General features: G+C 71.4%; 22 protein-coding genes. 17 read left to right on the forward strand and 5 right to left on the reverse strand.

What is annotated here, in order from left to right; translation table 11 throughout:
* Positions 1–5 precede the first annotated feature (5 nt).
* The 6 genes from AB0958_RS11600 (at position 6) to AB0958_RS11625 (ending at position 3,663) form a co-directional block, all read left to right on the forward strand.
* On the forward strand, positions 6–1,049 hold the full coding sequence (locus AB0958_RS11600) for a type II secretion system F family protein (RefSeq protein WP_366890180.1): 1,044 nt from the start codon (positions 6–8) through the stop codon (positions 1,047–1,049).
* Positions 1,046–1,966 carry a type II secretion system F family protein gene (locus tag AB0958_RS11605; RefSeq protein WP_366890181.1) on the forward strand — a complete coding sequence of 307 codons (921 nt, stop codon included), beginning with the start codon at positions 1,046–1,048 and terminating at the stop codon, positions 1,964–1,966. The genes AB0958_RS11600 and AB0958_RS11605 overlap by 4 nt, the downstream gene beginning before the upstream one ends.
* 81 nt (positions 1,967–2,047) lie before the next feature.
* The gene (locus tag AB0958_RS11610; protein WP_358981298.1) at positions 2,048–2,299 is read left to right on the forward strand and encodes a hypothetical protein; all 252 of its coding nucleotides are present in this window, start codon (positions 2,048–2,050) and stop codon (positions 2,297–2,299) included.
* A gap of 28 nt (positions 2,300–2,327) precedes the next feature.
* The gene (locus tag AB0958_RS11615; RefSeq protein WP_366890182.1) at positions 2,328–2,774 is read left to right on the forward strand and encodes a TadE family protein; all 447 of its coding nucleotides are present in this window, start codon (positions 2,328–2,330) and stop codon (positions 2,772–2,774) included.
* Positions 2,775–2,776: 2 nt separating this feature from the next.
* The gene (locus tag AB0958_RS11620) at positions 2,777–3,205 is read left to right on the forward strand and encodes a TadE/TadG family type IV pilus assembly protein (RefSeq protein ID WP_366890183.1); all 429 of its coding nucleotides are present in this window, start codon (positions 2,777–2,779) and stop codon (positions 3,203–3,205) included.
* Positions 3,202–3,663 (forward strand): pilus assembly protein TadG-related protein, encoded by a 462-nt coding sequence (locus AB0958_RS11625; protein ID WP_358981243.1) that lies wholly within the window; start codon positions 3,202–3,204, stop codon positions 3,661–3,663. The genes AB0958_RS11620 and AB0958_RS11625 overlap by 4 nt, the downstream gene beginning before the upstream one ends.
* A gap of 45 nt (positions 3,664–3,708) precedes the next feature.
* Here the strand turns inward: AB0958_RS11625 and AB0958_RS11630 are convergent, their stop codons facing one another.
* On the reverse strand, positions 3,709–5,241 hold the full coding sequence (locus tag AB0958_RS11630) for a sigma-70 family RNA polymerase sigma factor (RefSeq protein ID WP_366890184.1): 1,533 nt from the start codon (positions 5,239–5,241) through the stop codon (positions 3,709–3,711).
* Between the two features lie 202 nt (positions 5,242–5,443).
* On the opposite strand from AB0958_RS11630, the gene AB0958_RS11635 reads away from it, so the two are divergent.
* The 5 genes from AB0958_RS11635 to AB0958_RS11655 all read left to right on the forward strand — a co-directional run bounded on the left by AB0958_RS11635 (position 5,444) and on the right by AB0958_RS11655 (position 11,417).
* A complete protein-coding gene (locus tag AB0958_RS11635; protein ID WP_358981245.1) occupies positions 5,444–5,794 on the forward strand; it encodes an SsgA family sporulation/cell division regulator in 351 nt (116 codons plus the stop codon).
* Positions 5,795–5,948: 154 nt separating this feature from the next.
* Entirely contained in the window at positions 5,949–8,933 is a 2,985-nt protein-coding gene (locus tag AB0958_RS11640; protein ID WP_366890185.1) for a BTAD domain-containing putative transcriptional regulator, read from the forward strand.
* Positions 8,930–9,673: an A24 family peptidase gene (locus AB0958_RS11645; protein ID WP_366890186.1), complete on the forward strand. Its 744-nt coding sequence runs from the start codon at positions 8,930–8,932 to the stop codon at positions 9,671–9,673. Before AB0958_RS11640 ends, AB0958_RS11645 begins: the two co-directional genes overlap by 4 nt.
* Before the next feature lie 72 nt (positions 9,674–9,745).
* Positions 9,746–10,960 (forward strand): cyclic dehypoxanthinyl futalosine synthase, encoded by a 1,215-nt coding sequence (gene mqnC / locus AB0958_RS11650; protein WP_366890187.1) that lies wholly within the window; start codon positions 9,746–9,748, stop codon positions 10,958–10,960.
* Positions 10,961–10,967: 7 nt separating this feature from the next.
* Complete coding sequence (locus AB0958_RS11655) at positions 10,968–11,417, forward strand: hypothetical protein (protein WP_366890188.1); 450 nt, start codon at positions 10,968–10,970, stop codon at positions 11,415–11,417.
* An 18-nt stretch (positions 11,418–11,435) separates the two neighbouring features.
* Here AB0958_RS11655 and AB0958_RS11660 read toward each other — a convergent pair whose 3' ends face one another.
* Positions 11,436–12,419 (reverse strand): chitinase, encoded by a 984-nt coding sequence (locus AB0958_RS11660; protein ID WP_366890189.1) that lies wholly within the window; start codon positions 12,417–12,419, stop codon positions 11,436–11,438.
* Positions 12,420–12,724: 305 nt separating this feature from the next.
* Between AB0958_RS11660 and AB0958_RS11665 the strand changes: the two genes are divergently transcribed.
* From AB0958_RS11665 to AB0958_RS11680, 4 genes are read left to right on the forward strand one after another with little or no spacing between them, the layout of a single operon-like run.
* The gene (locus tag AB0958_RS11665) at positions 12,725–13,075 is read left to right on the forward strand and encodes a hypothetical protein (protein ID WP_366890190.1); all 351 of its coding nucleotides are present in this window, start codon (positions 12,725–12,727) and stop codon (positions 13,073–13,075) included.
* Positions 13,076–13,096: 21 nt separating this feature from the next.
* The gene (locus AB0958_RS11670; protein ID WP_366890191.1) at positions 13,097–15,463 is read left to right on the forward strand and encodes a glycosyltransferase; all 2,367 of its coding nucleotides are present in this window, start codon (positions 13,097–13,099) and stop codon (positions 15,461–15,463) included.
* The gene (locus AB0958_RS11675) at positions 15,463–16,686 is read left to right on the forward strand and encodes an acyltransferase family protein (RefSeq protein ID WP_366890192.1); all 1,224 of its coding nucleotides are present in this window, start codon (positions 15,463–15,465) and stop codon (positions 16,684–16,686) included. Before AB0958_RS11670 ends, AB0958_RS11675 begins: the two co-directional genes overlap by 1 nt.
* A 24-nt stretch (positions 16,687–16,710) precedes the next feature.
* Positions 16,711–17,406 (forward strand): demethylmenaquinone methyltransferase, encoded by a 696-nt coding sequence (locus AB0958_RS11680; RefSeq protein ID WP_366890193.1) that lies wholly within the window; start codon positions 16,711–16,713, stop codon positions 17,404–17,406.
* Between the two features lie 36 nt (positions 17,407–17,442).
* Here AB0958_RS11680 and AB0958_RS11685 read toward each other — a convergent pair whose 3' ends face one another.
* Both AB0958_RS11685 and AB0958_RS11690 read right to left on the reverse strand, forming a co-directional pair.
* The gene (locus AB0958_RS11685) at positions 17,443–17,751 is read right to left on the reverse strand and encodes a PASTA domain-containing protein (protein WP_132890283.1); all 309 of its coding nucleotides are present in this window, start codon (positions 17,749–17,751) and stop codon (positions 17,443–17,445) included.
* 110 nt (positions 17,752–17,861) lie between these two features.
* A complete protein-coding gene (locus AB0958_RS11690) occupies positions 17,862–18,398 on the reverse strand; it encodes a GNAT family N-acetyltransferase (RefSeq protein ID WP_366890194.1) in 537 nt (178 codons plus the stop codon).
* A gap of 48 nt (positions 18,399–18,446) precedes the next feature.
* On the opposite strand from AB0958_RS11690, the gene AB0958_RS11695 reads away from it, so the two are divergent.
* Positions 18,447–19,781: a geranylgeranyl reductase family protein gene (locus AB0958_RS11695; protein ID WP_366890196.1), complete on the forward strand. Its 1,335-nt coding sequence runs from the start codon at positions 18,447–18,449 to the stop codon at positions 19,779–19,781.
* A 373-nt stretch (positions 19,782–20,154) separates the two neighbouring features.
* Here AB0958_RS11695 and AB0958_RS11700 read toward each other — a convergent pair whose 3' ends face one another.
* Positions 20,155–20,970 carry a C40 family peptidase gene (locus tag AB0958_RS11700; protein WP_366890197.1) on the reverse strand — a complete coding sequence of 272 codons (816 nt, stop codon included), beginning with the start codon at positions 20,968–20,970 and terminating at the stop codon, positions 20,155–20,157.
* A 766-nt stretch (positions 20,971–21,736) separates the two neighbouring features.
* Here AB0958_RS11700 and AB0958_RS11705 point away from each other — a divergent pair.
* The gene (locus tag AB0958_RS11705; RefSeq protein WP_007383963.1) at positions 21,737–22,096 is read left to right on the forward strand and encodes an NADH-quinone oxidoreductase subunit A; all 360 of its coding nucleotides are present in this window, start codon (positions 21,737–21,739) and stop codon (positions 22,094–22,096) included.
* The last annotated feature ends 5 nt before the right edge of the window (positions 22,097–22,101 follow it).

A 22,101-nucleotide genomic window follows, 5' to 3' on the forward strand; every position in this document is an offset into this window, starting at 1 on the left:
GTGACATGAACCTGGACTCCTTGGGCTCCATGGGCGGGCTCTTCTCCACCCCGGTCCTCTACGGCCTCGGCTGCGGAGTCGCCGTCGGCGGCGGACTGGCGCTGCTGGTCCTGGCGATCCGCGGCCTGCCCGTCCGACCCGACCACGAGAAGCAGAAGGCCAACGAACGGGCCGCCGAACTCCTCCGGTTCGCCGGACAGCGCGGCTCGCTCGCCGCCATCATCGGGCTCGTCGTGCTGCTGCTGACCCGCTGGGCGGTGGCCGGCATCGCCGCCGGTGTCCTCGTCTTCTTCTGGGACAAACTGTTCGGCGGCGCCGCCGAGGAGCGGGCCGCGATGAAGCGGGTGGAGGCACTCGCCTCCTGGACCGAGTCGCTGCGCGACACCATCGCCGGCGCGGTCGGCCTGGAACAGGCCATCCCGGCCTCGGCGCGGGCCGCCGCGCCCGTGCTGCGGCCGCACCTCGACGCCCTCGTCGACCGGCTGCGCGCCCGCACCCCGCTGCCTGACGCGCTCCAGCACCTCGCCGACGAGATCGACGACGCGTCCGCGGACATCATCGTGGCCGCCCTCATCCTCAACGCCCGGCTGCGCGGCCCCGGTCTGCGCCAGGTGCTCGGCGCGCTCGCCAAGTCGGCGCGCGAGGAGGTCGACATGCGCCAGCGCGTGATGGCCCAACGGGCCTCCACGCGGCGGTCGGTGCAGATCGTCGTGGCGGTCTCGATCGCGTTCGTCCTCGGCCTGTCCGTCTTCAACCGCGCGTTCGTGGCGCCGTACGGCACCGCCGTCGGACAGCTCGTACTGGCCCTGGTCTGCGCCCTGTTCGCGCTCGGCTTCTGGTGGCTGCGCAAGCTGTCCACCATCGAGACCCCGGAACGGTTCCTGGTCCGCGACCAGTCCTCCGTCCAGTTCGTACGACCGCCCCGCACCGCCCCCGGCCAGCCCGGTCAGCCAGGCCAGCCCGGTCAGCCAGGCCAGCCCGGTCAGCCCGGCCGGCCCGGACAGGGCGGTCAGCAGACGTTGCCGACCGAGGATGGAGTGCGCCGGTGAACCTCACGATGCCCATCGTCGTCGGCGTGACCCTGGGGCTCGGCGTCTACGCCCTGATCCGCGCCCTCATGCCGAGCAAGCGCAGCGCCGTCGCCCAGGTCGCCCGGATCGACGCCATGCGGGCCCGCGGCGCCGCCTACGAGTCCGCCCGAGGGACCCAGGACACCGGCAGGTTCGGCTCCCTGCGCGCCCAGGTCGGCGACCGGGTCGCCGAGTTCTACCGGCAGCAGGGCTGGGAACAGCGCTCGCTCCGCGCCGACCTCGCCGTCCTGGACCGCGGCTGGGAGAAGTTCCTCGCGACCAAGGTGCTGCTCGCCGCGGCCGGTCTGGTCTTCGGCCCGTTCCTGTTCGCCGTCGTCTACACCATGGGCTTCGGCCGCAGCCCGGTCGTCCCGGTCTGGCTGGCCCTGGTCTGCGCGGCCCTGTTCTTCTTCCTGCCCGACCTGGAGGTACGACGGGACGCGGCCGAGAAGCGCCGGGACCTCAGGCGGGTCATCGGGGCGTACCTCGACCTGGTGTCGATGAGCCTCGCGGGCGGCCGCGGTCTGCCCGAGGCCCTGATGGCGGCCGCCGAGGTCTCGGACGGCTGGGCCAACCAGCGCATCCGCAACGCCCTCGCCGACGCCAGGATCACCGGTGTCAGCCAGTGGCAGGCACTGGGCGCGCTCGGCGAGGAGCTGGGCGTGGAGGAGCTGAAGGACCTGTCGGCCTCCCTCGCCCTGGTCGCGGACGACGGCGCCAAGGTGCGGGAGTCCCTCGCCTCCCGCGCCGAGACGATGCGGCACCGCGAACTCGCCGAGATCGAGGGCAGCGCGGGCGAGAAGTCCCAGTCGATGCTCGTCGCCCAGCTGCTGCTGTGCGCCGGGTTCCTGGTTTTCCTGATCTTCCCGGCGGCGATGCGGGTGTTCCAGGTGTGAGCTGTTCCAGAGACCTCCGACAACTGCCGATTCGATCGCACGACCAACGCAACGGGAGAACCCACCATGAACGGACGTAACCTGACCGGGCGGAGCTTCAGCACCGGCATCCCGGCGATGGACTTCCTCGTCACCTTCCTCCAGGCCCGGGTGGAGCGGGCCCGCTCCGGCGAACTCGACCGCGGTGCCTCCGCCGTCGAGTGGGTCATCATCTCCGCGGTCGTCGTCGCGATCGTCGGCGTCGTCGCCGCCATCATCAACGCCGCGCTGAGCGACGGCGCCAACAAGGTCGGCAACTGCATCAAGGGTGCCAGCGCGAGCGGGACCTGCTGACCGGGTCGGCGACGGGGACTGAACGGGGATGACGGGGGTCTTTGTGGACGTGAACGCCTGGCTGCGCCGCCGGGCCGCCGCCGCGCGCGGCGACTCGGGCATGACGGCCATCGAGTTCGTGCTGCTCACCCCCGTCCTCTTCTTCATGATCTTCGCGACCGTGCAGTTCGCGTTGTACTTCTTCGCCGACCACGTGGCCCAGGCCGCGGCCCAGGCGGGCGCCCGCAAGGCCCGGGCCACCGCCGACGCGGAACCCGGCGCCTGGCGCGGCGAGGCCCAGGCCGTGGTCGACTCCTACATCAGCCAGCTCGGGCCGCAACTCGTCCTGTCGCCGGACGTGACGATGATCCAGCCGGAACAGCACACGGTCGGCGTCGAGATCTCCGCCCGCATCCCGACGGTGTTCCCGGGCCTGGACCTGACGGTGCACGCGCAGTCGTCGGGGCCGGTCGAGCGGTTCGTGGAGGACAACTAGTGGTGGACGACCGGACGACCTCCGGAGCGGACAGAGCGCCGGACGACCGGGGGCTGTCGACCGTCGAGGTCGTCATCCTCGCCCCGGTCATGATCCTCTTCATCCTCGTGCTGGTCGCCTTCGGCCAACTCGTGGACGGCCGGGGCGCGATCGACGGCGCGGCCCGTGACGCGGCCCGTGCCGGTTCCATCCAGAAGGACCACGCCACCGCCATGTCGGAGGCGCAGAAGGCCGCCGACGCGGACCTGTCGGACGTCTGCTCGGGACCGGTCTCCGTCGTGCAGACCAGTGCGGGGTTCGCACCCGACAGCATCTTCACCGTCGAGGTGAGCTGCCAGGTCAGGGGGCTCGCCATGCTGGGCCTGGACATCCCCACGACGCTCACCGCGCGCTTCTCCTCCCCGCTCGACCCGTTCCGGAGGGCGGCATGATCGTCGCCGTGCTGCGCAGTTGGTGGACCGCACGGCGGCTCCGCCTGGACGACCGCGGTTCGGGCGCCGGCGCGGTCATCATCTTCGCCCTGGTCTTCCTCTCGCTCTCGGCGTTCGTCATCGACGGCGGCCTGTCCATCTCCAAGCGCGAACGCGCCGCCGACATCGCCGAACAGGCGGCCCGGTACGCGGCCCAGGACATCGACCTGAACGCGCTGTACGAGGGGCAGGGCACCGCGCCGATCAACTTCCAGGACTGCGACGCCCGGGTGAAGACCTTCGCCCGCGAGATGGACATGTCCGCCGCGGACGTCGCGGGCACCCACTGCACCGCCGCCGACGCACAGCAGGTGCAGGTCGAGGTCCAGTTGACGTACGAGCCGGTCTTCACGGGCATGTTCTACGGCGGAGCGATCGTGGTGCACGGCCAGGCGACCGCGGAGAACGAGGTCGGCTGACCGGCCGCCGCGATCGGGGTCGGCTGAGCGGCCGCGGCGAGCGGGTCACGGCGCGGAGGCCCGCGGGAGCCGCTGTCCGGGGCCCCGCTCGCCGCGACCGGGCCCCTTGCCACGGTCACCGTTGCCGTCACCGTGGCTGTCACCGTTGCCGTTGCCGTGGCCGTCGCCGTGTGGGGGCGGGCAGGGGTCACCGGCGGGCGGGGTCTCCACGGGTTCGGGGTCGGTCGGTTCGGTGGGGTCCGTGGGGTCTGTCGTGGGGGGAGCCGGGTCGGTGGGGCCCGTCGAGGGAGCCGGGTCCGTGGGCTCCGTCGAGGGAGGGGGAGTGGGGGCGGGGTCGGGGGAGGCGGGCGGCGTGGGCTCGGATGTCACGGGTGGCGTGGGCCCGGTCGGCACGGGTGGTGCGGGCGAGGGTGTTGCAGGGGGCGTGGGGGTTCCGTTCCCGGCCCCGTTCCCGCCCCCGTTTCCGGCCCCGTTTCCGGCCGTGTTCCCGCCCCCGTTCCCGGCCGTGGTCACGGCCGTACGGACGGGAGCGCCCGCACTCGTGCTCGTACCGTCTCCGTCATCCCCGCTCCTCGGTACCGCCGGTGCCCCGGCCGTCGGGGCCTGGGCGAGCGGTGCGGCGGCGACCGGGGTTCGCGGGGCGGGGACGGGGGCGGCGTGGCCGGGGCCGAGGAGCAGCACGAGTGCCGTGGCGCCGGCGGTCACCGCGCCCGCGGCGACGGCCAACGGCGCCTTGGTGCCCACGGAGCCGGCGGCCTGCCGTACCCCGCGCAGCAGCCCGCTCCCGCTGCCGTGTCCGCCCGTCGAGGCCCCGGCGGCGGTGAGGGTGAGCAGGAACCGGCCGGCCGTACCGCCGACCGCGAAGACCAGCAGGGCGGGGCCGACGAGGGCGGGGAGCCGGTCGTTGGCGCGCATCAGGGCGGCGAGCCGGGTCCGGCAGTCCGCGCAGTCGTCCACGTGCCCGAGCAGCCGGTCGGACTGCCGTTCGGTGGCGGCCCCGCGCACGTACGCGGGCATCCGGCTCCAGTGCACCTGGCAGGCGGGGTCGTCCGGCGCCCCGGTCTGGGTGCGCAGGAAGGCCTGCCGCATCCCTTCCCGGGCGCGGTGCAGCAGTACCGCGGTCGCCCCCTCCTTGGTGCCCAGTTGCGGCCCGATCTGCGCGAGCGGCTGCCCCTCGGCCTCGGCGAGCCAGAGGGCCTTGACCCAGCGTTCGGGGAGTTGGGCGAGGACCCGTACCAGGAGGTCGACGGAGGAGACCTGTTCGGCCGGGTCGTCGCCGTGCCGGCCGGCCTCCGCCTGCTCGTCGGCGTGGGGGTCCCTGGGCGTCTCGCGCACGGCGCCGCCCGCCGCGTAGGCGAGGTGCCGGACGGTGGTCGTCAGGTACGCCGACACGTTGTCGATCTCGTGGCCCTCGGCCAGCCGCCGCCAGACCCGGAAGTGCGCCTCGGCGACCAGGTCTTCGGCGACCCAGGGGTTCCTGGTGAGGGAGCGGGCGTACGCGACGAGGCGCGGCTGCTGTTCCTCGTAGATCCGGGCGTAATCGGTGGTGCTGATGACTGCAGAGGAACCGTCGGGCATGGCGGAACGCTCCAGGTGCCGGCCAGGGGCTGGGGAAGGGTTTGTCAGAGTAGATGACGAAACTTTCAATCAAAGTTTCCTGTGCCTCAATTAGTGACGTACGTCACTCAACTTCCCTGTGGCTTCCGCGTAATGAGACGGGCGAAAGGCGCTCAGAGGAGTAGGACGGCCCACCACCGCACCGCACCCCGGGAGAGCTCCTGTGTCCATCACCGTCGAACAGCCCACCGGCGCCCGCCTGCTCACCGCCGACGAGCAGGAGGTGGCGGTGCCCGCGACGCTCCGCTACACCTCGGCCGACCCGCAGGCGGTGCACTTCGTCTTCCCGCCGTGGATCTCCCTGGACGGCGAGGAGGTCACCTGGACCTTCGCCCGCGCCCTGCTCCAGGAGGGCCTGGCGGCCCCGGCCGCGCTCGGCAACGTCCAGGTGCGGCCCTACGGAACCGCGCGCACGGTGGTGGAGTTGAGGGCCGAGGAGGGCGTCGCGGCGATCACCTTCCCCACCTCCGCCCTCACCCGCTTCCTGCTGTCCGCCCTGCGGGTCGACGGCTGACGGGAGTTGTGCGGGACGTGCGGAGGAAGCGGTGGTTCCGCGCTCTCCCCCTTCGACGCCGTCGGTGCCAGTCAATAGGATCGTCAAGGGGATCTCGGCAGGCTCGCTGCGCCCCCGGCCCACTCTGTCCGCACACGACCCCAGGACACCCGCCATGGCGCGACGCAGCACATCAGGCTCGACGGGAAGACCGACCGGGAACCCGTCGGGTCCGCGGAACCGGACCCCGCAGCCGGTGCGGGTGCGCAGGCGTACGGTCGGGGACTTCGTCAAGGCGCTGCTCGCCTTCGTGGTGCTGCTCGTCCTCGTCGTCGGCGTCCCCGGCGCCCTCGCCGTGACCGCCGGCTGGCCCCTGCCGACCAGCGCCCCCAGCATGGACTGGCTGTCGCAGCCGATCGGCGTCGACACCTTCCTGAACGCGCTGACCGTCATCGTGTGGCTCGCCTGGGCCCAGTTCACGGCCTGCGTGCTGGTGGAGGTCAAGGCCGCCGTCTCCGGCGTCGGCCTGCCCGGCCGGGTCCCCGGCGCCGGTCCCAGCCAGCTGCTCGCCCGGCAACTCGTCGCCGCGCTGCTGCTGGTGGGCGCCACCGCCGCCAGTTTCACCCCGGGTCTGTCGCAGCTCGGCCACAGCCTGGAGGGGAACCAGAAGGGCACGGTCGCCGCCGCCCAGGCGACCCCCGGCATCCTCGCCCAGCAGCAGGAGCAGGCCAGGAGCACCGCCGCCGCCCTCGCCGAGCAGGCCGGCCACGTCGCGGCCCAGGCGGAGCACGGCGGCACGGGTGCGCACGGCACCACGAAGTACTACCGGATCCAGCCGCCCGAGGGCCGCCACCACGACTCGCTGTGGGAAATCGCGCAGCGCCACCTCGGCGACGGCCGCCGGTACAAGGAGATCTACGAACTCAACAAGGACCGCGTCCAGCCCGACGGCTCCCGGCTCTCCGAGGCCAGCCTGATCCGCCCCGGCTGGATCATGGAGATGCCCGGCGACGCGCACGGCGGAGAACTCGTCGAGAACCCCGACGCGCACGTCTCGCCCGAGGTCCGGCAGCAGATCGGCGACTACGCCAGGACCGGCGACCACGCCCAGCAGCACCAGGAGCAGCACCAGCAGCAGGGCGGCGGGCAGCACGCGGACCAGGACGGCGCCACCGCCCGGATCACCGTGCCGAGCCCCCGTGCGGCCGGTGACGCCGCGACACCCGCCGCGCACGATTCGGGAAGCCACTCCGCCGCCTCCTCCGCCGACCACTCCTTCGGTCTCCCCGAGGCCCTCCTCGGCGCCCCCCTCCTCGCCGCCGGTCTGCTCGCCGCCCTCGGCCGCCGGCGCCGGCAGGCCCTGTGGCAGTCGGCGCTCGGCGCCGTCGGCGGCCGGCGCGGCATGGAGCCGCCCACCCCGACCGGCGACGCCCAGGACGTGCAGGACGCCCTGCTGGTCGGTGCGGACCCGGAGGGCGTCCGGCTGCTCGACCTGTCGCTGCGCGGACTGTCCGCCGCCCTCACCGCCGAGTCCCGCTCGCTGCCGGTCGTCTACGCGGCCTGGCTCAGCCACGGCGACCTGCACCTGCAACTGGCGCAGCCGGCCGGCAAACCGCCCGCGCCCTGGCAGCTCGGCCAGGACCAGACGTTCTGGACGCTGTCGCGCGCGGACGCCGAGCGCTACGAGGACACCGACGCGGCCGCGCCGTACCCGGGTCTGGTCAGCCTCGGCACCATGGACGACTCGCGGCTGCTGCTCAACCTGGAGGCCGTGCCCGGCATCGTCTCGCTGAGCGGCCGGGAGGCCGACCGGGCCGCCCTGTTCGCCTCCGTCGCCGCCGAACTCGCCACCAACGGCTGGTCCGACCGTATGACCATCACCCTGGTCGGTTTCGGCGCGGACCTCACCCCGCTCGCCCCCAGCCGGCTGCGCCACCTCGACGACGTGGACGCGTTGTTCGAGACGATGGAGGCCGAGACCCGGCAGCGCCGCGGCGCGCTCGGCGCCGCCGACCACCAGTCGGTGCTCACCGGCCGCACCGGGCCCGCCCAGCACACCCGCTGGGCGCCGAACCTGGTGCTGCTCGCCACCCAGCCGTCCGCCGAGGACGCGGTCCGCCTCGCCGAACTCGCCGCCGACGCCGCCCGGCTGGGCATCGGCTACCTCGTCGGCACCGAGAGCGGCGACCTGCCCGGCGCCGCCTGGGCCATGGAGATCACCCCGGACGGCAGGCTGCTCGCCCCGCTGCTCGGCCTCGAACTCCAGGCCCAGCTGCTGCCCGCCGTGCACCAGCGCGCGGTCGTCGAGCTGTTCGTGGAGGCCGACCCCGAGCACGACCCGGACGGGCCCACCACCACCCCGCCGTTCCTGGTCGACATCAGCGAACAGGGCCGTCCCGCGGTGTACGCGCGGCTCGTCGGGCCGTACGAGATCATCGGCCTCGACACCCCGGACGGGGACCGCAGCGCCCTGCTCCACGAGGCGCTCGCGCTGCTCCTCCTGCACCGCGAGGGCGTCCACCCGCGCGTGCTGTCGTCCGCGCTGTGGCCGCGCGGCGTGACGGAGGACGTCCGCGACGCCCTCCTGGAGCGGTTGCGCGGCTGGCTCGGCACCGACCCGGACGGCGGCCCGCGCCTGCGGACCGACGCGACCGGGCGGCTGGTGCTCGCCAAGTCGGTGGTGTCCGACCTCGACGTGCTGCGCTCCCTCTACCACGAGGCCACCCAGGGCAAGGGCGTCGACAGCCGCGCGGTCCGCGGCCGCCTCCTCACCGACGCGCTCGTCCTGGTGCGCGGTCCGCTGCTCGCCGACCGCGCGGAGGGCCGGTACGGCTGGCTCACCCATGAGATCGTCGACGCCCAGCTGCCGCTGCTGGTCGCCGACATCGGCCTCGCCCTGTCCGCGTTCCACCTGGAGAAGGACCGGGCGGAGAAGGCCATCGAGGCGCTCGGCGCGGCCCTGCGGACCGCCCCGTCGGACGAGCGCCTGTGGAACGAGCTGCTGCGCGCCACGCACGCCACCGGCGATGCGGACCGCGTCCGCGCCCTCGCCGCCGAACTCGTCGCCCGCAGCGGTGCGCGCGGCCTGCCCCCGCGCACCGAGGCCCTCCTCGACGAACTCCTCCCGACCTGGCGCGAGGGCGCCGCCGCGACCGGATGACCACCACTCCGGACCTCGCCCTGCCGGCCGTCGCCGCCCTCTGGGGCACGGCGGCCGGCACCCTGCTCCCGCGCGCCGTGTACCGCTTCTCGGCACCGGCGGGGGAGGAGTGGCGCAGAAACTGCCCGGCCGGCCATCCGGTCAAGGGATGGGTGGGAAGCGGCCGGTGCGGACGGTGCGCGCCGGAGAAGGCGGTGCACGGCCCCCGCACCGTCCCCCTGGCCCTCGCCACCGCCGTGGTCTGCGGTGCCCTGGCCCTCGCCACCGGCACCCGCCCCGAACTCGCGGTCTGGCTGCTGCTGGCGCCCGTCGGCGTCCTCCTCGCGGTCGTCGACTTCCGCGTCCAGCGCCTCCCCGACCCGCTCACCCTCCCCCTCGCGGTCGCCGCGGTCGCCCTCCTCGGGGTGGCCGCCCTGCTCCCCGAGCACGCCGGTGACTGGCTCACCTCCCTGTACGCGGCGCTCGCGCTCGGCGCCGGGTACCTGGTCCTGTTCCTCATCAACCCCGGCGGCATGGGCTTCGGCGACGTGAAGCTGGCGCTCGGCACGGGCGCCGTCCTCGGCTGGTACGGCTGGCCCACCGTGCTGCTCGGCACCTTCGCCGGTTTCCTGTTCGGCGCGCTGTACGGCGGTGCGCTCGTCGTCGTGCGGCGGGCCGGGCGCAAGACGGCGATCGCGTTCGGGCCGTTCCTGATCGCGGGCGCGTTCGCGGGGCTGCTGATCGGCGCCTGCACGGCCTGACGTCGGGTGGCGCAGGAGGCTGGCGTAGGCTGGTTCGGTCCGTCCACAACCCTTGACGAAAGGGACGCCCCGGTGACCGAGAAGGCCGACCTCACCTCTTCTGATGTCACAGCCGTCCTCGACCGGGCCGCAGCCGGTGGGCGGATCACCCCGGAGGAGGCGCTCGTCCTCTACCGCGACGCCCCGCTGCACGCGCTGGGCGCCGCCGCCGACGCCGTACGCCGCCGCAAGTACGCGGGCATCGAGCACATCGCGACGTACATCATCGAGCGGAACATCAACTACACGAACGTGTGCGTCACGGCGTGCAAGTTCTGCGCCTTCTACGCGGCCCCCAAGGACAAGGACAAGGGCTGGACCCGCGACCTCGACGACATCCTGCGCCGCTGCGCGGAGACGGTCGAGCTGGGCGGCACCCAGATCATGTTCCAGGGCGGCCACCACCCGGACTACGGCGTCGAGTACTACGAGAAGCACTTCAAGGCGATCAAGGACGCGTTCCCGCAACTGGTCATCCACTCCCTCGGCGCGTCCGAGGTCGAGCACATGGCCCGGATCTCCGGCGTCTCCGTCGAGGAGGCCATCACCCGGATCCACGAGGCGGGCCTGGACTCCTTCGCGGGCGCCGGCGCGGAACTGCTGCCCGCGCGCCCCCGCAAGGCCATCGCTCCCCTCAAGGAGTCCGGCGAGCGCTGGCTGGAGATCATGGAGACGGCGCACAGGCTGGGCGTGGAGTCGACCTCGACCATGCTGATGGGCACCGGCGAGACCAACGCCGAGCGCATCGAGCACCTGCGCATGATCCGGGACGTCCAGGACCGCACCGGCGGGTTCCGGGCCTTCATCCCGTACACCTACCAGCCCGAGAACAACCACCTGAAGGGCCGCACCCAGGCCACCCTGTTCGAGTACCTGCGGATGATCGCGATCGCCCGCCTCTTCCTCGACAACGTCCAGCACATCCAGGGCTCCTGGCTGACCACCGGCAAGGAGGTCGGCCAGCTCTCCCTGCACTACGGCGCGGACGACCTCGGCTCGATCATGCTGGAGGAGAACGTGGTCTCGTCGGCGGGTGCCAAGCACCGCTCCAACCGCCTGGAGATCATCGACCTGATCCGCAAGGCGGGCCGGGTCCCGGCGCAGCGCGCCACGACGTACGAGCACCTCGTCGTCCACGACGACCCGGCGAACGACCCGGTCGACGAGCGCGTGATGTCCCACATCTCCTCGACGGCGATCGCGGGCGGCACGGCCCACCCCGAGCTGAAGCTGCTCAGCGCCAACTGACGCGGCCGTGCTGACGATCCACGCGGCGGACGAGGTCCGGCACGACTGGGACGGCGCCGCCCTGAAGGACGGCGCCGTCGTCGTCGAGGGCGGCCGGATCGGCGCGGTGGGGGCCCTGGCGGACCTGCGGGACCGCTTCCCGACCGCCCGGGTGCGGACATGGGCCGGCGTACTCGGCCCGGCCCGCGTCCACGACGGCCCCCTCCCGGCCGCCCCCAGCCCGCGCGAACGCGTGCACGAGGTGCTGAAGCGGGGAGCGACGGCGGTCCTGGAACGGTACGTCGACTCGCCCGGCCTGCGCACGGCGGCGGAGCGCAACGACGTGGCGGTGCTGCGAGGGACGGCCGGGACACCGGTGCTCGTGGAGGCGGGCCGGGCCGACCTGGCGGTGTTCGACGAGACGGGGGCATGCATCGCGACGGTGTGCGCCGGGCGCCTCGTCCACAGACGCACGTAGCGAGCGCCCTTCAGACACTCACCCCGCGAACGCCTCTCCGAACGCCCCAGAACTCTGGGAAACCCCACTGCAGTTCGTCGCGGCGTCGTCCTCACCGGAACCACGTGCGCACTGCACGTCCCGAAACGTCGACCACATCGAGACCCACGCCACCCCCTCCTCCTCCGCGAACGCCCGCACCTCCCTGGCGTCGGGCAGCGTCAGCGTCTCCCCGGCCACGTCGTTCACCCCGATCATCGAGGTCAGCGCCATCCCGCCCCACGCGCCCGCGTCCGACAGCCCGAACACCTTCTTGAGCTGCTCGTGCGTGGCCTTCGCCGAGGTGACCGCGTAGTCGCCCATGTCCCCGTCGTAGGACTCGCCGTAGTTCATGGTCATGATGTTGACCGTCGAGACCTGCACGTCGTACTTGTTCGCGGACTCCAGCAGCGCGAGGCCGTCGGAGTCGAGCCCCGAGGGCATCACGGGCAACGTGAAGGAGACCTCCAGGTCCGGCCGTCGCTGCTGGAGCAACGCGATCGCCGCGGAGCGCAGCGCGACCGAGCCCGAGTCGGTCAGCGTGGTGCCCTCGATGTCGAAGTCGGCCTGGCTGGACCCCGCGGCGTCCAGGGCGGCGCCGTACGCCGCGGCCAGCTCGGTCACGCTGGAGCAGGCCGTCGCCAGTTCCTTCCCGGAGGCCCCGCCGAAGGACACCCGGACCGTCGCACCGCCCTCCGTCAGCTTCGAGATCCGCGACGTGACGGCCGAACTCCCCATCGCCGCCGTCCCGTTCCACTTCGGCGTACAGGAACCGCCCCCGGCGATCACGAAGGCCAGGTTGTACGTCGACGGTGAACCCGAGCCGTCGGTGGCGGCGGCCTCCGTCGCACTGACGTAGGGCGCGTACGACGTGCCGGACGTGCCGGACGTGCCCGACGGCGCCGACGCACCCGTGGAGCACCCCGTGACTGCCAAGGCAAACAGGAGAGTGAACCCAGCCCTCGGCCCCAGGGAACCCCGCATGAAGACGCACCCGCTTTCGTGACGTGTGTCTCAGGCTCGCGACAAAGCCTGATTCGAAAGGGAAACGTCTCACACGTACGCGGTGTTCAACGACTCGATCCATACATGGGAAACTCATGGAAGGAAACACGCGAAACGGTCCAATGGCACCTCACGAAAGGGTTGCTGATGCTCTTTTCCCTCCTCGGCGACCTCCGCGGTTCTTCATGGAATCTCTCAGCGGAAAGACAGGTCAAGGCGTTTCTCATGGGTGCCTCACAAGAACACCGAAGGCGGTCACATAAAGCCTCCTTAATATCCGTGGAATGCAATCCGAGCCTGTCATCGAAAGCCGCTCCGCCGGTCGCGGTCGCCGTCGCAAACAGGGCAACGGTTCTGCCGAGGGGCCCGTGTTCGTCGACTCCTCCGGACGCCGGTCCAAGGTGCTGCGCCGCGTCGGCCTCCTCCTCGGTGTCGTCTGCCTCGCCTACACGGGAGTGCTCGGCGCCGCCTTCATGGGCTGGGGGACCTCGCTCACCCCCTCGCTGATCCCCGACTTCGCACGGGGCGCCGGCGCCCCCGGCGGCGAACGCCCGCAGGGCGGCGTCGGCCGTCAGGTCGGCGCACCCACCGGACGCCCCTCGGCACTGCCCTCGGCCGGCGCCACCGCCAACTGACCGGAACGCAGGCCTCTCCCCATGACCACACCGACGTCCGCACACGGCCGCAGGCGCGCCCCCTCCCGTATCGAACGGGCCGCGGGCAGGGCCGCGGCGCTGCCGAAACCACGTGTCATCCTCGCCCTGCTGCTCCTGCTGGCGCTGACCTGCGTGATGCTGCTCGACGGCTATCTGCGCGCAGAGGTCGGCGGCGACCAGCGGGTCCGCACCGACGCCGGCGCGAGCAAGGTGCCCGACAGGATCCTCGACGGCGGGCCGATCCTCACCTTCCAGGGCGGCCGGGCGACCACCGTCCCGGTCCCCTCCAAGACCATCGCGCTCACCTTCGATGACGGGCCGAACCCCACCTGGACCCCGCAGGTTCTCAAGATCCTCGACCGGTACGACGTACCCGGCACGTTCTTCCTGGTGGGCTCGATGGTGTCGCGTTATCCCAGCATCGTGAAGTCGATGGTGGAGCAGGGCAACGAGGTCGGCATCCACACCTTCACGCACGTCGACCTGTCGTACCAGAGCGCCGCCCGGGTCAACCGCGAGATGCGGCAGACCCAGCTCGCCCTGGCGGGCGCGGCCGGCATCACGACGACGCTCTTCCGCGCGCCGTACTCCTCGGAGACGGACGCCATCGACAACTACAGCTGGCCGGTCTACCGGAGACTCGGCAAGGAGGGCTACACCAGCGTCTTCGTCGACACCGACAGCGACGACTGGAAGAAGCCGGGCGTCTCGAAGATCATCAAGTGGGCCACGCCGACGCGGGGCAGGGGCGCGTCGGTCCTGTTCCACGACGCGGGTGGCGAGCGCTCGCAGACGATCAAGGCGCTGCCGGCGTACATCGAGCGGATGAAGGCGAAGGGCTACACGTTCACCACCATCAGCGGTGTGATCGAGAAGCAGAACGCCGCGAACCGTGCGGCTGCCGGCGAGAGCGCCCCGAACGGCCGAACCGGCACCGGCACGGGCACAGGCACCGGCACCCGTACCGGTACAGGCGCCGGTACCGGCACCGGCACGGGCACCGGCACCCGTACCGGCACCGGTACCGGCACCGGCACCGGCACCGCCGTCCGGCCCCTCCAGGCGGCCCACCGCACGGCCACCGGCACGACCCGCTACGAGGGCGAGGCGCTCATCGTGGCCGTCGCGATCGCCGAATGGGCCCTGCCCGTCCTCTCCTGCCTGCTCCTCGTCGTCGGCATCGCGGTGCTGGGCCGCTTCGGGATGATGCTGCTCATCGCCCGGCGCCACCACAGACAGCGCAACAGACGCCGCTTCAGCTGGGGTGCGGCGGTCAACGGGCCGGTGAGCGTGATCGTCCCGGCGTACAACGAGAAGGAGTGCATCGCCAACACCCTGGAGTCGCTGGCGCGGAGCACCCACCCGATCGAGATCCTCGTCGTCGACGACGGTTCCACGGACGGCACCTCCGAGATCGCCCGCGCCGCCGCCGGCAGACTGGGGATGACGAACGTCCGCGTCCTCCGCCAGGAGAACGCGGGCAAGCCCGCCGCCCTCAACAACGGCGTCCGGAACGCGACGTACGACATCGTCGTCATGATGGACGGGGACACCGTCTTCGAGCCGGAAGCGGTGCACCATTTGGTGCAGCCGTTCGCCGACCCCGAGGTCGGCGCGGTCGCGGGCAACGCCAAGGTCGGCAATCGCGACACGGTCATCGGCGCCTGGCAGCACATCGAGTACGTGATGGGCTTCAACCTGGACCGCCGGATGTACGACCTGCTGCGCTGCATGCCGACGATCCCCGGCGCGATCGGGGCGTTCCGCCGGGACGCGGTCCTCCAGGTCGGAGGCATGAGCGAGGACACCCTCGCCGAGGACACCGACATCACCATCGCCCTGCACCGCGCGGGCTGGCGCGTCGTCTACCAGGAGCACGCCAAGGCCTGGACGGAGGCGCCGGGTTCGCTGAAGCAGCTGTGGTCCCAGCGCTACCGCTGGTCGTACGGCACCATGCAGGCCCTGTGGAAGCACCGCAAGTCCCTGACGGACAGGGGGCCGTCGGGTCGCTTCGGCCGGGTCGGCATGCCCCTGGTGGTGCTCTTCCAGATCGTCACCCCGGTCTTCGCCCCCCTCATCGACGTGTTCACGGTCTACTCCATGATCTTCGTCGACCTCGAGGCGGCCCTGCTGGCCTGGTTCGCCGTCCTCGGCATCCAACTGGCCTGCGCGGCCTACGCGTTCCGCCTGGACAAGGAGCGGTACCGCTACCTCCTGATGATGCCGCTCCAGCAGCTCGCCTACCGTCAGATGATGTACCTGGTCCTCATCCACTCCTGCATCACGGCCCTCACCGGCGGCCGCCTGCGCTGGCAGAAGCTCAAGCGCACGGGCGAGGTCGGCACCCCGGCGGGGGCGAGCGGCTGATGACCTGGGACCAGCAGAACCCGTACCAGCAGAACCCGTACCAGCAGAACCCGTACCAGCAGAACCCGTACCAGCAGAACCCGTACCAGCAGAACCCGTACCAGCAGAACCCGAACCCGACCGCGACCGCGACCGCTGTGGGCCATCGTTCCGCACGGCGGAAAAAGGGCGCCGGCCCCCGGCCCAAGCCCCCCGCAAGGGACCGCTACTTCGACACCCTCCGCGCCGTCGCCCTCGTCCGCGTGGTGACCTACCACACCTTCGGCTGGGCCTGGTGCGGCATGGTGTTCCCCTCCATGGGCATCATGTTCGGCCTCGCCGGCACCCTGATGGCGAAGTCCCTGGAACGCCCGGCGCCCGGGGTCGTGAAGAGCCGCCTGCGCCGCCTGCTGCCCCCGTTCTGGTTCTGGGGTCTCTTCGTCGTGCTGGCGATGCTGATCCACGACTGGATGCCCGGCTGGGAGATCGTCTACTGGATCGTGCCGCTCGGCGACCCGCCGGGCAGCGCGTGGGGCGAGCAGGCCTGGGAGATCCTCTGGTACCTGCGGACGTACCTCTGGTTCGTCCTCCTCTCCCCGGTCCTGCTGTGGATCTTCCGCAAGGCGCCGGTCCCGGTGCTACTGGCCTCGATGGCCCCGATCCTGGTCCTGAACTTCGTGTGGGCCGGCCCCGACAACCGCTTCGGCAGCGCCCTGTGGGACCTGTCGACGTACCTCTTCTGCTGGATCCTCGGCTTCGCGCACCGCGACGGCGTGCTCCAGCGGATGAAGCCGGCCCCGGTGGTCGTCGGCGCGCTCGCCGCGCTCGGCTGCGGCGGCTGGTACGCCTTCTCGCACCAGGCCGACTTCGGCACCTACGACCTGGACGAGAACCCCCTCGCCCAGGCCCTCTGGTCGGCCGGTTTCGTGCTGCTGCTGATGTGGGCGAAGGCGTACTTCCGCATCGAATTCGCCTGGCTGACCCGCTTCAGGCGGCTCGACCGCACGGTCACCGTCTTCAACGCGCGCGCGGTCACGATCTACCTCTGGCACGAGATCGCCCTGATCCTCGCGGTCCCGCTGATCGACCAGATGTGGAACGTGCCCGCGTTCGAGAAGTGGCTCCCGCTGGACAGCCAGTGGTTCATGTTCGGCGTCGGCTGGATCCTGATCGCGGTCTTCGTCCTGCTGTGCGGCTGGGTGGAGGACGTGGCCGCGAAGAAGAAGCCGAAGCTCCTCCCGTAGGGGTGTGCTGCAAGAATGGCGGGCGTGACCCGCGCCTCCCTGAACAAGCAGCCGCACGAAGTCGCCTCGATGTTCGACGACGTGGCGGAACGGTACGACCTGACCAACGACGTCCTGTCGCTCGGCCAGGACCGGCACTGGCGGAAGGAGGTCGCCAGGGCCGTCGACGCGCGGCCCGCGCAGAAGGTCCTGGACCTGGCGGCCGGCACGGGCACCTCCTCCCAGCCGTTCGCCCGGGCCGGTGCCTACGTCGTGCCCTGCGACTTCTCGCTGGGGATGCTCCAGGTCGGCAAGAAGCGCACCGGCTGGATGCCCTTCACCGCCGGGGACGCGACTCGGCTGCCGTTCAAGGACGGCACCTTCGACGCCGTGACGATCTCCTTCGGGCTGCGCAACGTCCAGGACACCGACGCGGCCCTGCGCGAGATGTACCGGGTGACCCGGCCCGGCGGACGGGTGGTGATCTGCGAGTTCTCGCACCCGACCTGGGCGCCCTTCCGTACGGTCTACACCGAGTACCTGATGCGCGCGCTGCCGCCGGTGGCCCGCGCGGTCTCCTCCAACCCCGATGCCTACGTCTACCTCGCCGAGTCCATCCGCGCCTGGCCCGACCAGCCCGCACTGGCCGCCCGGCTGCGCGGGGCGGGCTGGTCGAAGGTGGCCTGGCGCAATCTCACCGGCGGCATCGTCGCCCTGCACCGGGGCTTCAAGGAGGCCTGAGCCGGTCCCTGCGGGGCCTGAGCCGCGGCCGGCGACTCAGGGGCTGCTCACCTCGAAGGCGTCGCCCGGCCGGTCCAGCTCCCGTTGCAGGCCGCCGCTCGGCGGCCGTGGGACGCGTGGCTCGCGCACGCCCCCGCCGCCCTCGCCCTCACCGAAGTCGAACCACACGTACACCATGGAGTCCCGTGGCACCTCGGCGCCGGGCTGCGGGAACTGGCGTACGACGTAGTCGACGACCGTGAGATGGAAGTCCGGCCGGTCCGGCGCGTGGAGGGACAGCCCCCGCGCCTGGGCGGTCTCGCGCGCGTCCACGGCCATCAGGCCGACCAGCCGTGGCACACGCACATCGGGTGTTTTGGGCGTTATGTACACAGATGTCACCCCCAGCGGTACTGGAAGGGTAACTCCCGGCTCGCGGCCGCCGGAAGCGACAAGTGTCTTTCTGTGACAGATCGTTACTCCGTGTTACCGTCCTGTGTCGTCGCCCGCAGGTCGAGCCGGAAGCAGAGCGCGTCCTCCGGCAGCCGCGGATGCGGGTACGACGCGGCAGGCTCCATCCCGAGGCGCCGGGTGACCGCGACCGACCGCTCGTTGCCCGGCCGTACCATCGCCACCACCCTCGGCACACCGGCCGCACGCAGCCGCTCCAGGGTCAGCAGTGCCGCCGCCGTCGCGTACCCCTTTCCCCAGTGGGCCCGCCCGAGCCGCCAGCCGATCTCGATCTCGCCCCTCGGCCCCCAGTCGGGCGCCCACGGCTGCGCCCCGGTGAAGCCGATGACCTCCCCCGCCTCACCGGTCAGCGTCCACAGGCAGAAACCCAGCTCCGCGTCGTGCCGGCGCTGGCGCGCGGTGAGCTCCTCGTAGACGGACAGCTCCGCGGACCGGCCGCCGTGGAACTCCATGACCTCCGGGTCGTCGAAGGCCCGGTACCAGGCGAACGCGTCCTCGTGCGTGGGCACACGCAGCCGTACCGCGGGGAGAGCTCGGTTCACAGGGGCAGCCCTTCAGCCGGGTGATCAGTTCCGCTGAATAGACTGCCCATGTCCAGTGCCCGTCGGCACGCAGATTTCGAGCCTTGGGGAGACCCCGTCGTGACCGAGCCCCTCTCCGAAAACACCGCCGATGTCATCGTCGTCGGCGCGGGGCCAGCCGGCTCCACGACGGCCTACCACCTCGCCAAGTCCGGCCTCGACGTCCTCCTGTTGGAGAAGACCGAGTTCCCGCGCGAGAAGGTGTGCGGCGACGGACTCACCCCGCGCGCGGTGAAGCAGCTCGTCGCCATGGGCATCGACATCTCGGAGGAGGCCGGCTGGCTGCGCAACAAGGGCCTGCGCATCATCGGCGGCGGCACCCGCCTCCAGCTGGACTGGCCGGATCTCGCCTCCTTCCCCGACTACGGCCTGGTGCGCAAGCGCGACGACTTCGACGAACAGCTCGCCCGCCAGGCCCAGAAGGCCGGCGCCCGGCTCTTCGAGCGCTGCAACGTCGGTGCCCCGATCATCGACGACCGCACCGGCCGGATCACCGGCGTGCACGCCAAGCTCGGCGAGGAGAAGCGCGAAGTCACCTTCCACGCCCCCCTCGTGGTGGCCGCCGACGGCAACTCCACCAGGCTCTCCCTGGCGATGGGCCTGCACCGCCGCGAGGACCGCCCGATGGGCGTGGCCGTCCGGACCTACTTCACCTCCCCCCGTCACGACGACGACTACCTGGAGTCCTGGCTGGAACTCTGGGACCGCCGGGGCCCCCAGGACCGCCTCCTCCCCGGCTACGGCTGGATCTTCGGCATGGGCGACGGCACCTCCAACGTCGGCCTCGGCGTCCTGAACACCTCCGACTCCTTCAAGGAACTGGACTGGCGCGAGGTCCTCAAGGCATGGTGCGCCTCCATGCCCGAGGACTGGGGCTACACCCCGGAGAACATGACCGGCCCCATCCGCGGCGCCGCGCTCCCCATGGCCTTCAACCGCCAGCCCCACTACACGCGCGGCCTGCTGCTCGTCGGCGACGCCGGCGGCCTGGTGAACCCCTTCAACGGCGAGGGCATCGCCTACGCCATGGAGTCCGGCCAGATCGCCGCCGACGTCATCGTCCAGGCCCACGCGCGGGCCACGCCCGGCGGACGCGAGCTGGCGCTCCAGCGCTACCCGCGCGTCCTCAAGGACACCTACGGCGGCTACTACACGCTCGGCCGCGCCTTCGTGAAGCTCATCGGCAACCCGAAGGTCATGCAGATCGCGGCGCAGCGCGGCCTGACCCACCCGCTGCTGATGAAGTTCACCCTGAAGCTCCTGGCGAACCTCACCGACCCGACCGGCGGCGACGCGATGGACCGCATCATCAACGGCCTGAGCAAGGTGGCCCCGAAGGCCTGACCGCGCCCAGGGCGACAGGCACTCGGAGCCGGCGACAGGCCCTCGGAGCCGAGTGCCTCGACGGCGGCGGCCCGGCGGGCGTGGGCGTCCTGCCGCCGGGCCGCCTCTGCCGGCCTCTGCCGCAGCGCTTCCCTCCGCCCCCGCTCGGAGAGCCGGCCGGGTGGCAGACCCCGCGAGGTTCCGCCGCCGAAGAAGCGGGGCGCCTGTGGAGAACCGGGGGAGACGCGCCGGGAGCGCGGGGCCCGCTCAGGGGGCCGTGCGGACAGCCGGAAGGGCCGCTGCCCCCGAGCGGCTGCGGCCCTCACCGTGCTTGTGAAATGCCCGAGTTATTCGGGTTGTCCCTTGTCCGGGTTGTCCGGGTGGCCCGGGTCGGTCAGAGCACCCGCACCGCGCCGGTCGGCGGGTCGTACGACAGCGGGTGCTCCCCGACGCCGCTGGAGGGGTTCTGCGCGCCGACGAACATGCCGTCGCCGACGTACACCGCCACGTGGTACGCGCTGCCGGCGCTGCCCCAGTAGAGGATGTCGCCGGGCTGCAGGTTGCTCAGCGAGACCTGGGTGCCCTGCGTCGACTGGTCCTGGGAGACGCGCGGCAGGCTGACGCCGACCGACTTGAAGGCGGCCTGCACGAGACCCGAGCAGTCCCACGAGTTGGGGCCCGTGCCGCCGGAGACGTAGGCGTCGCCGATCTGCGCCTTCACGAAGGCGACCACCGCGGCGGCCGAACCGGTGGCCGTGGACGTGCTCGTGGAGCTGCTGGAGCTCGCGGAGGTGGCGGAGGTGGCGCTGAGGGTGGTCCGCTCGGCACTGCGCGAGACGGCCTGCTCGGCGGCGGCCTTGCGGGCCTCCTCGGCCTTCTTCTTGGCCTCGGCCTTCTTCTTCGCGTCGGCGAGGTCCGCCTTGGCCTGCTTCGCGGCCTTCGCGGCGGCCGCGTCACGCTCGGCCTGGAGGGAGTAGTTCGCGGCTGCCTGCTGCGTGGCGTCGGCGGACTGGGCCACCTGGGTGGCCACGTCGGCCGTCAGGATGGGCAGTTCGAGCGTCTGCGTCACGGGTTCGGCGGCACTCGCCGAAGCCGCGCCCGCCGCTGCCATGCCCAGGACGCCACTGGCAACTCCGGCGCGCACGGCGATGTTCGTCGTCGCGCTGCGGCGGGGCTTCCGGTGGGTGCGTATGTGAGCGGTGTGGGACATGGGAACAACCGGTATCAGGGGCTCCTTCATATCTACAAGAAACGTGTGCTGCGCCACAGTTGTTCAATCAGGGCCGTAAATCCCGTTCGTGTCCTTCCTTATTGACGCCGTAACGGACATTGCGGACGTCCATGATCAGGCCTGTGATCACGTTCTTTCGCCATTACGCCCGAATTGCCCGCGACCTACCATCGGTTGGGGTCGTTGGCCAACCCCCGTTCTCGGCCGCCCCTCGTCGGTGTGGCGGAGGTCACGGAACGGTCACCGGGAGGGGCGCGTCTCGCGCGGGGATCGGGGCAGGAGTGGTGCCCGCCCGAGTTCGTGAACGCGCGCACGCGTCCACATCGGGCTTCGCGCCTCCCCCTGATGTGTGAATGCGGCCCACTATCAGGACGTCCCGACCATCGCCAATTTGCATGCAACGGAACTCTCTTGATATAGAGACGCTCGCTTCGGACCCCCTCCCGCCTGCGTCGACGGGCGAAAATGTCACTTCTGGTGATCAGGTGAACGCTTCGGGTGTGAAGATCACTACTCATCCGACTTCATGATCGATCGTCAGGTGGTGGAGATCACAAAGCTTGTGCAATACCCCGTGTCGCAGATCACAGAGTGTCGGGCATAAGATGCGAGGCAGTTGGGCTTGTGACCTGCTTCACATGTTCGCGATCTCCGCCCGGGACGCGCGGGGTTCGTGTGACTGAAGGGGCAGGTGAGCCCAGCCGAACCGCCACCAGTCAGTGCCGACTGAGAGGAGCGAGGAGCGGTGAACGCCTATGCGCCCATCCTCGTACTGGGAGCCCTCGGGGCAGGCTTTGCGATCTTCTCCGTGGTCATGGCCACGCTGATCGGTCCGAAGCGGTACAACCGCGCCAAGCTCGAAGCCTACGAGTGCGGTATCGAACCGACCCCCACGCCGGCCGGCGGCGGGCGTTTCCCGATCAAGTACTACCTGACGGCGATGCTCTTCATCGTCTTCGACATCGAGATCGTCTTCCTCTACCCGTGGGCCGTCACCTTCGACGCCCTGGGTGTTTTCGGGCTCGTGGAGATGCTGCTCTTCGTGCTCACCGTCTTCGTCGCGTACGCGTACGTATGGCGGCGCGGCGGCCTGGAATGGGACTGAGGGGC

The organism is Streptomyces sp. NPDC006655 (genome assembly GCF_040703965.1).
Taxonomy (GTDB): Bacteria; Actinomycetota; Actinomycetes; order Streptomycetales; family Streptomycetaceae; genus Streptomyces.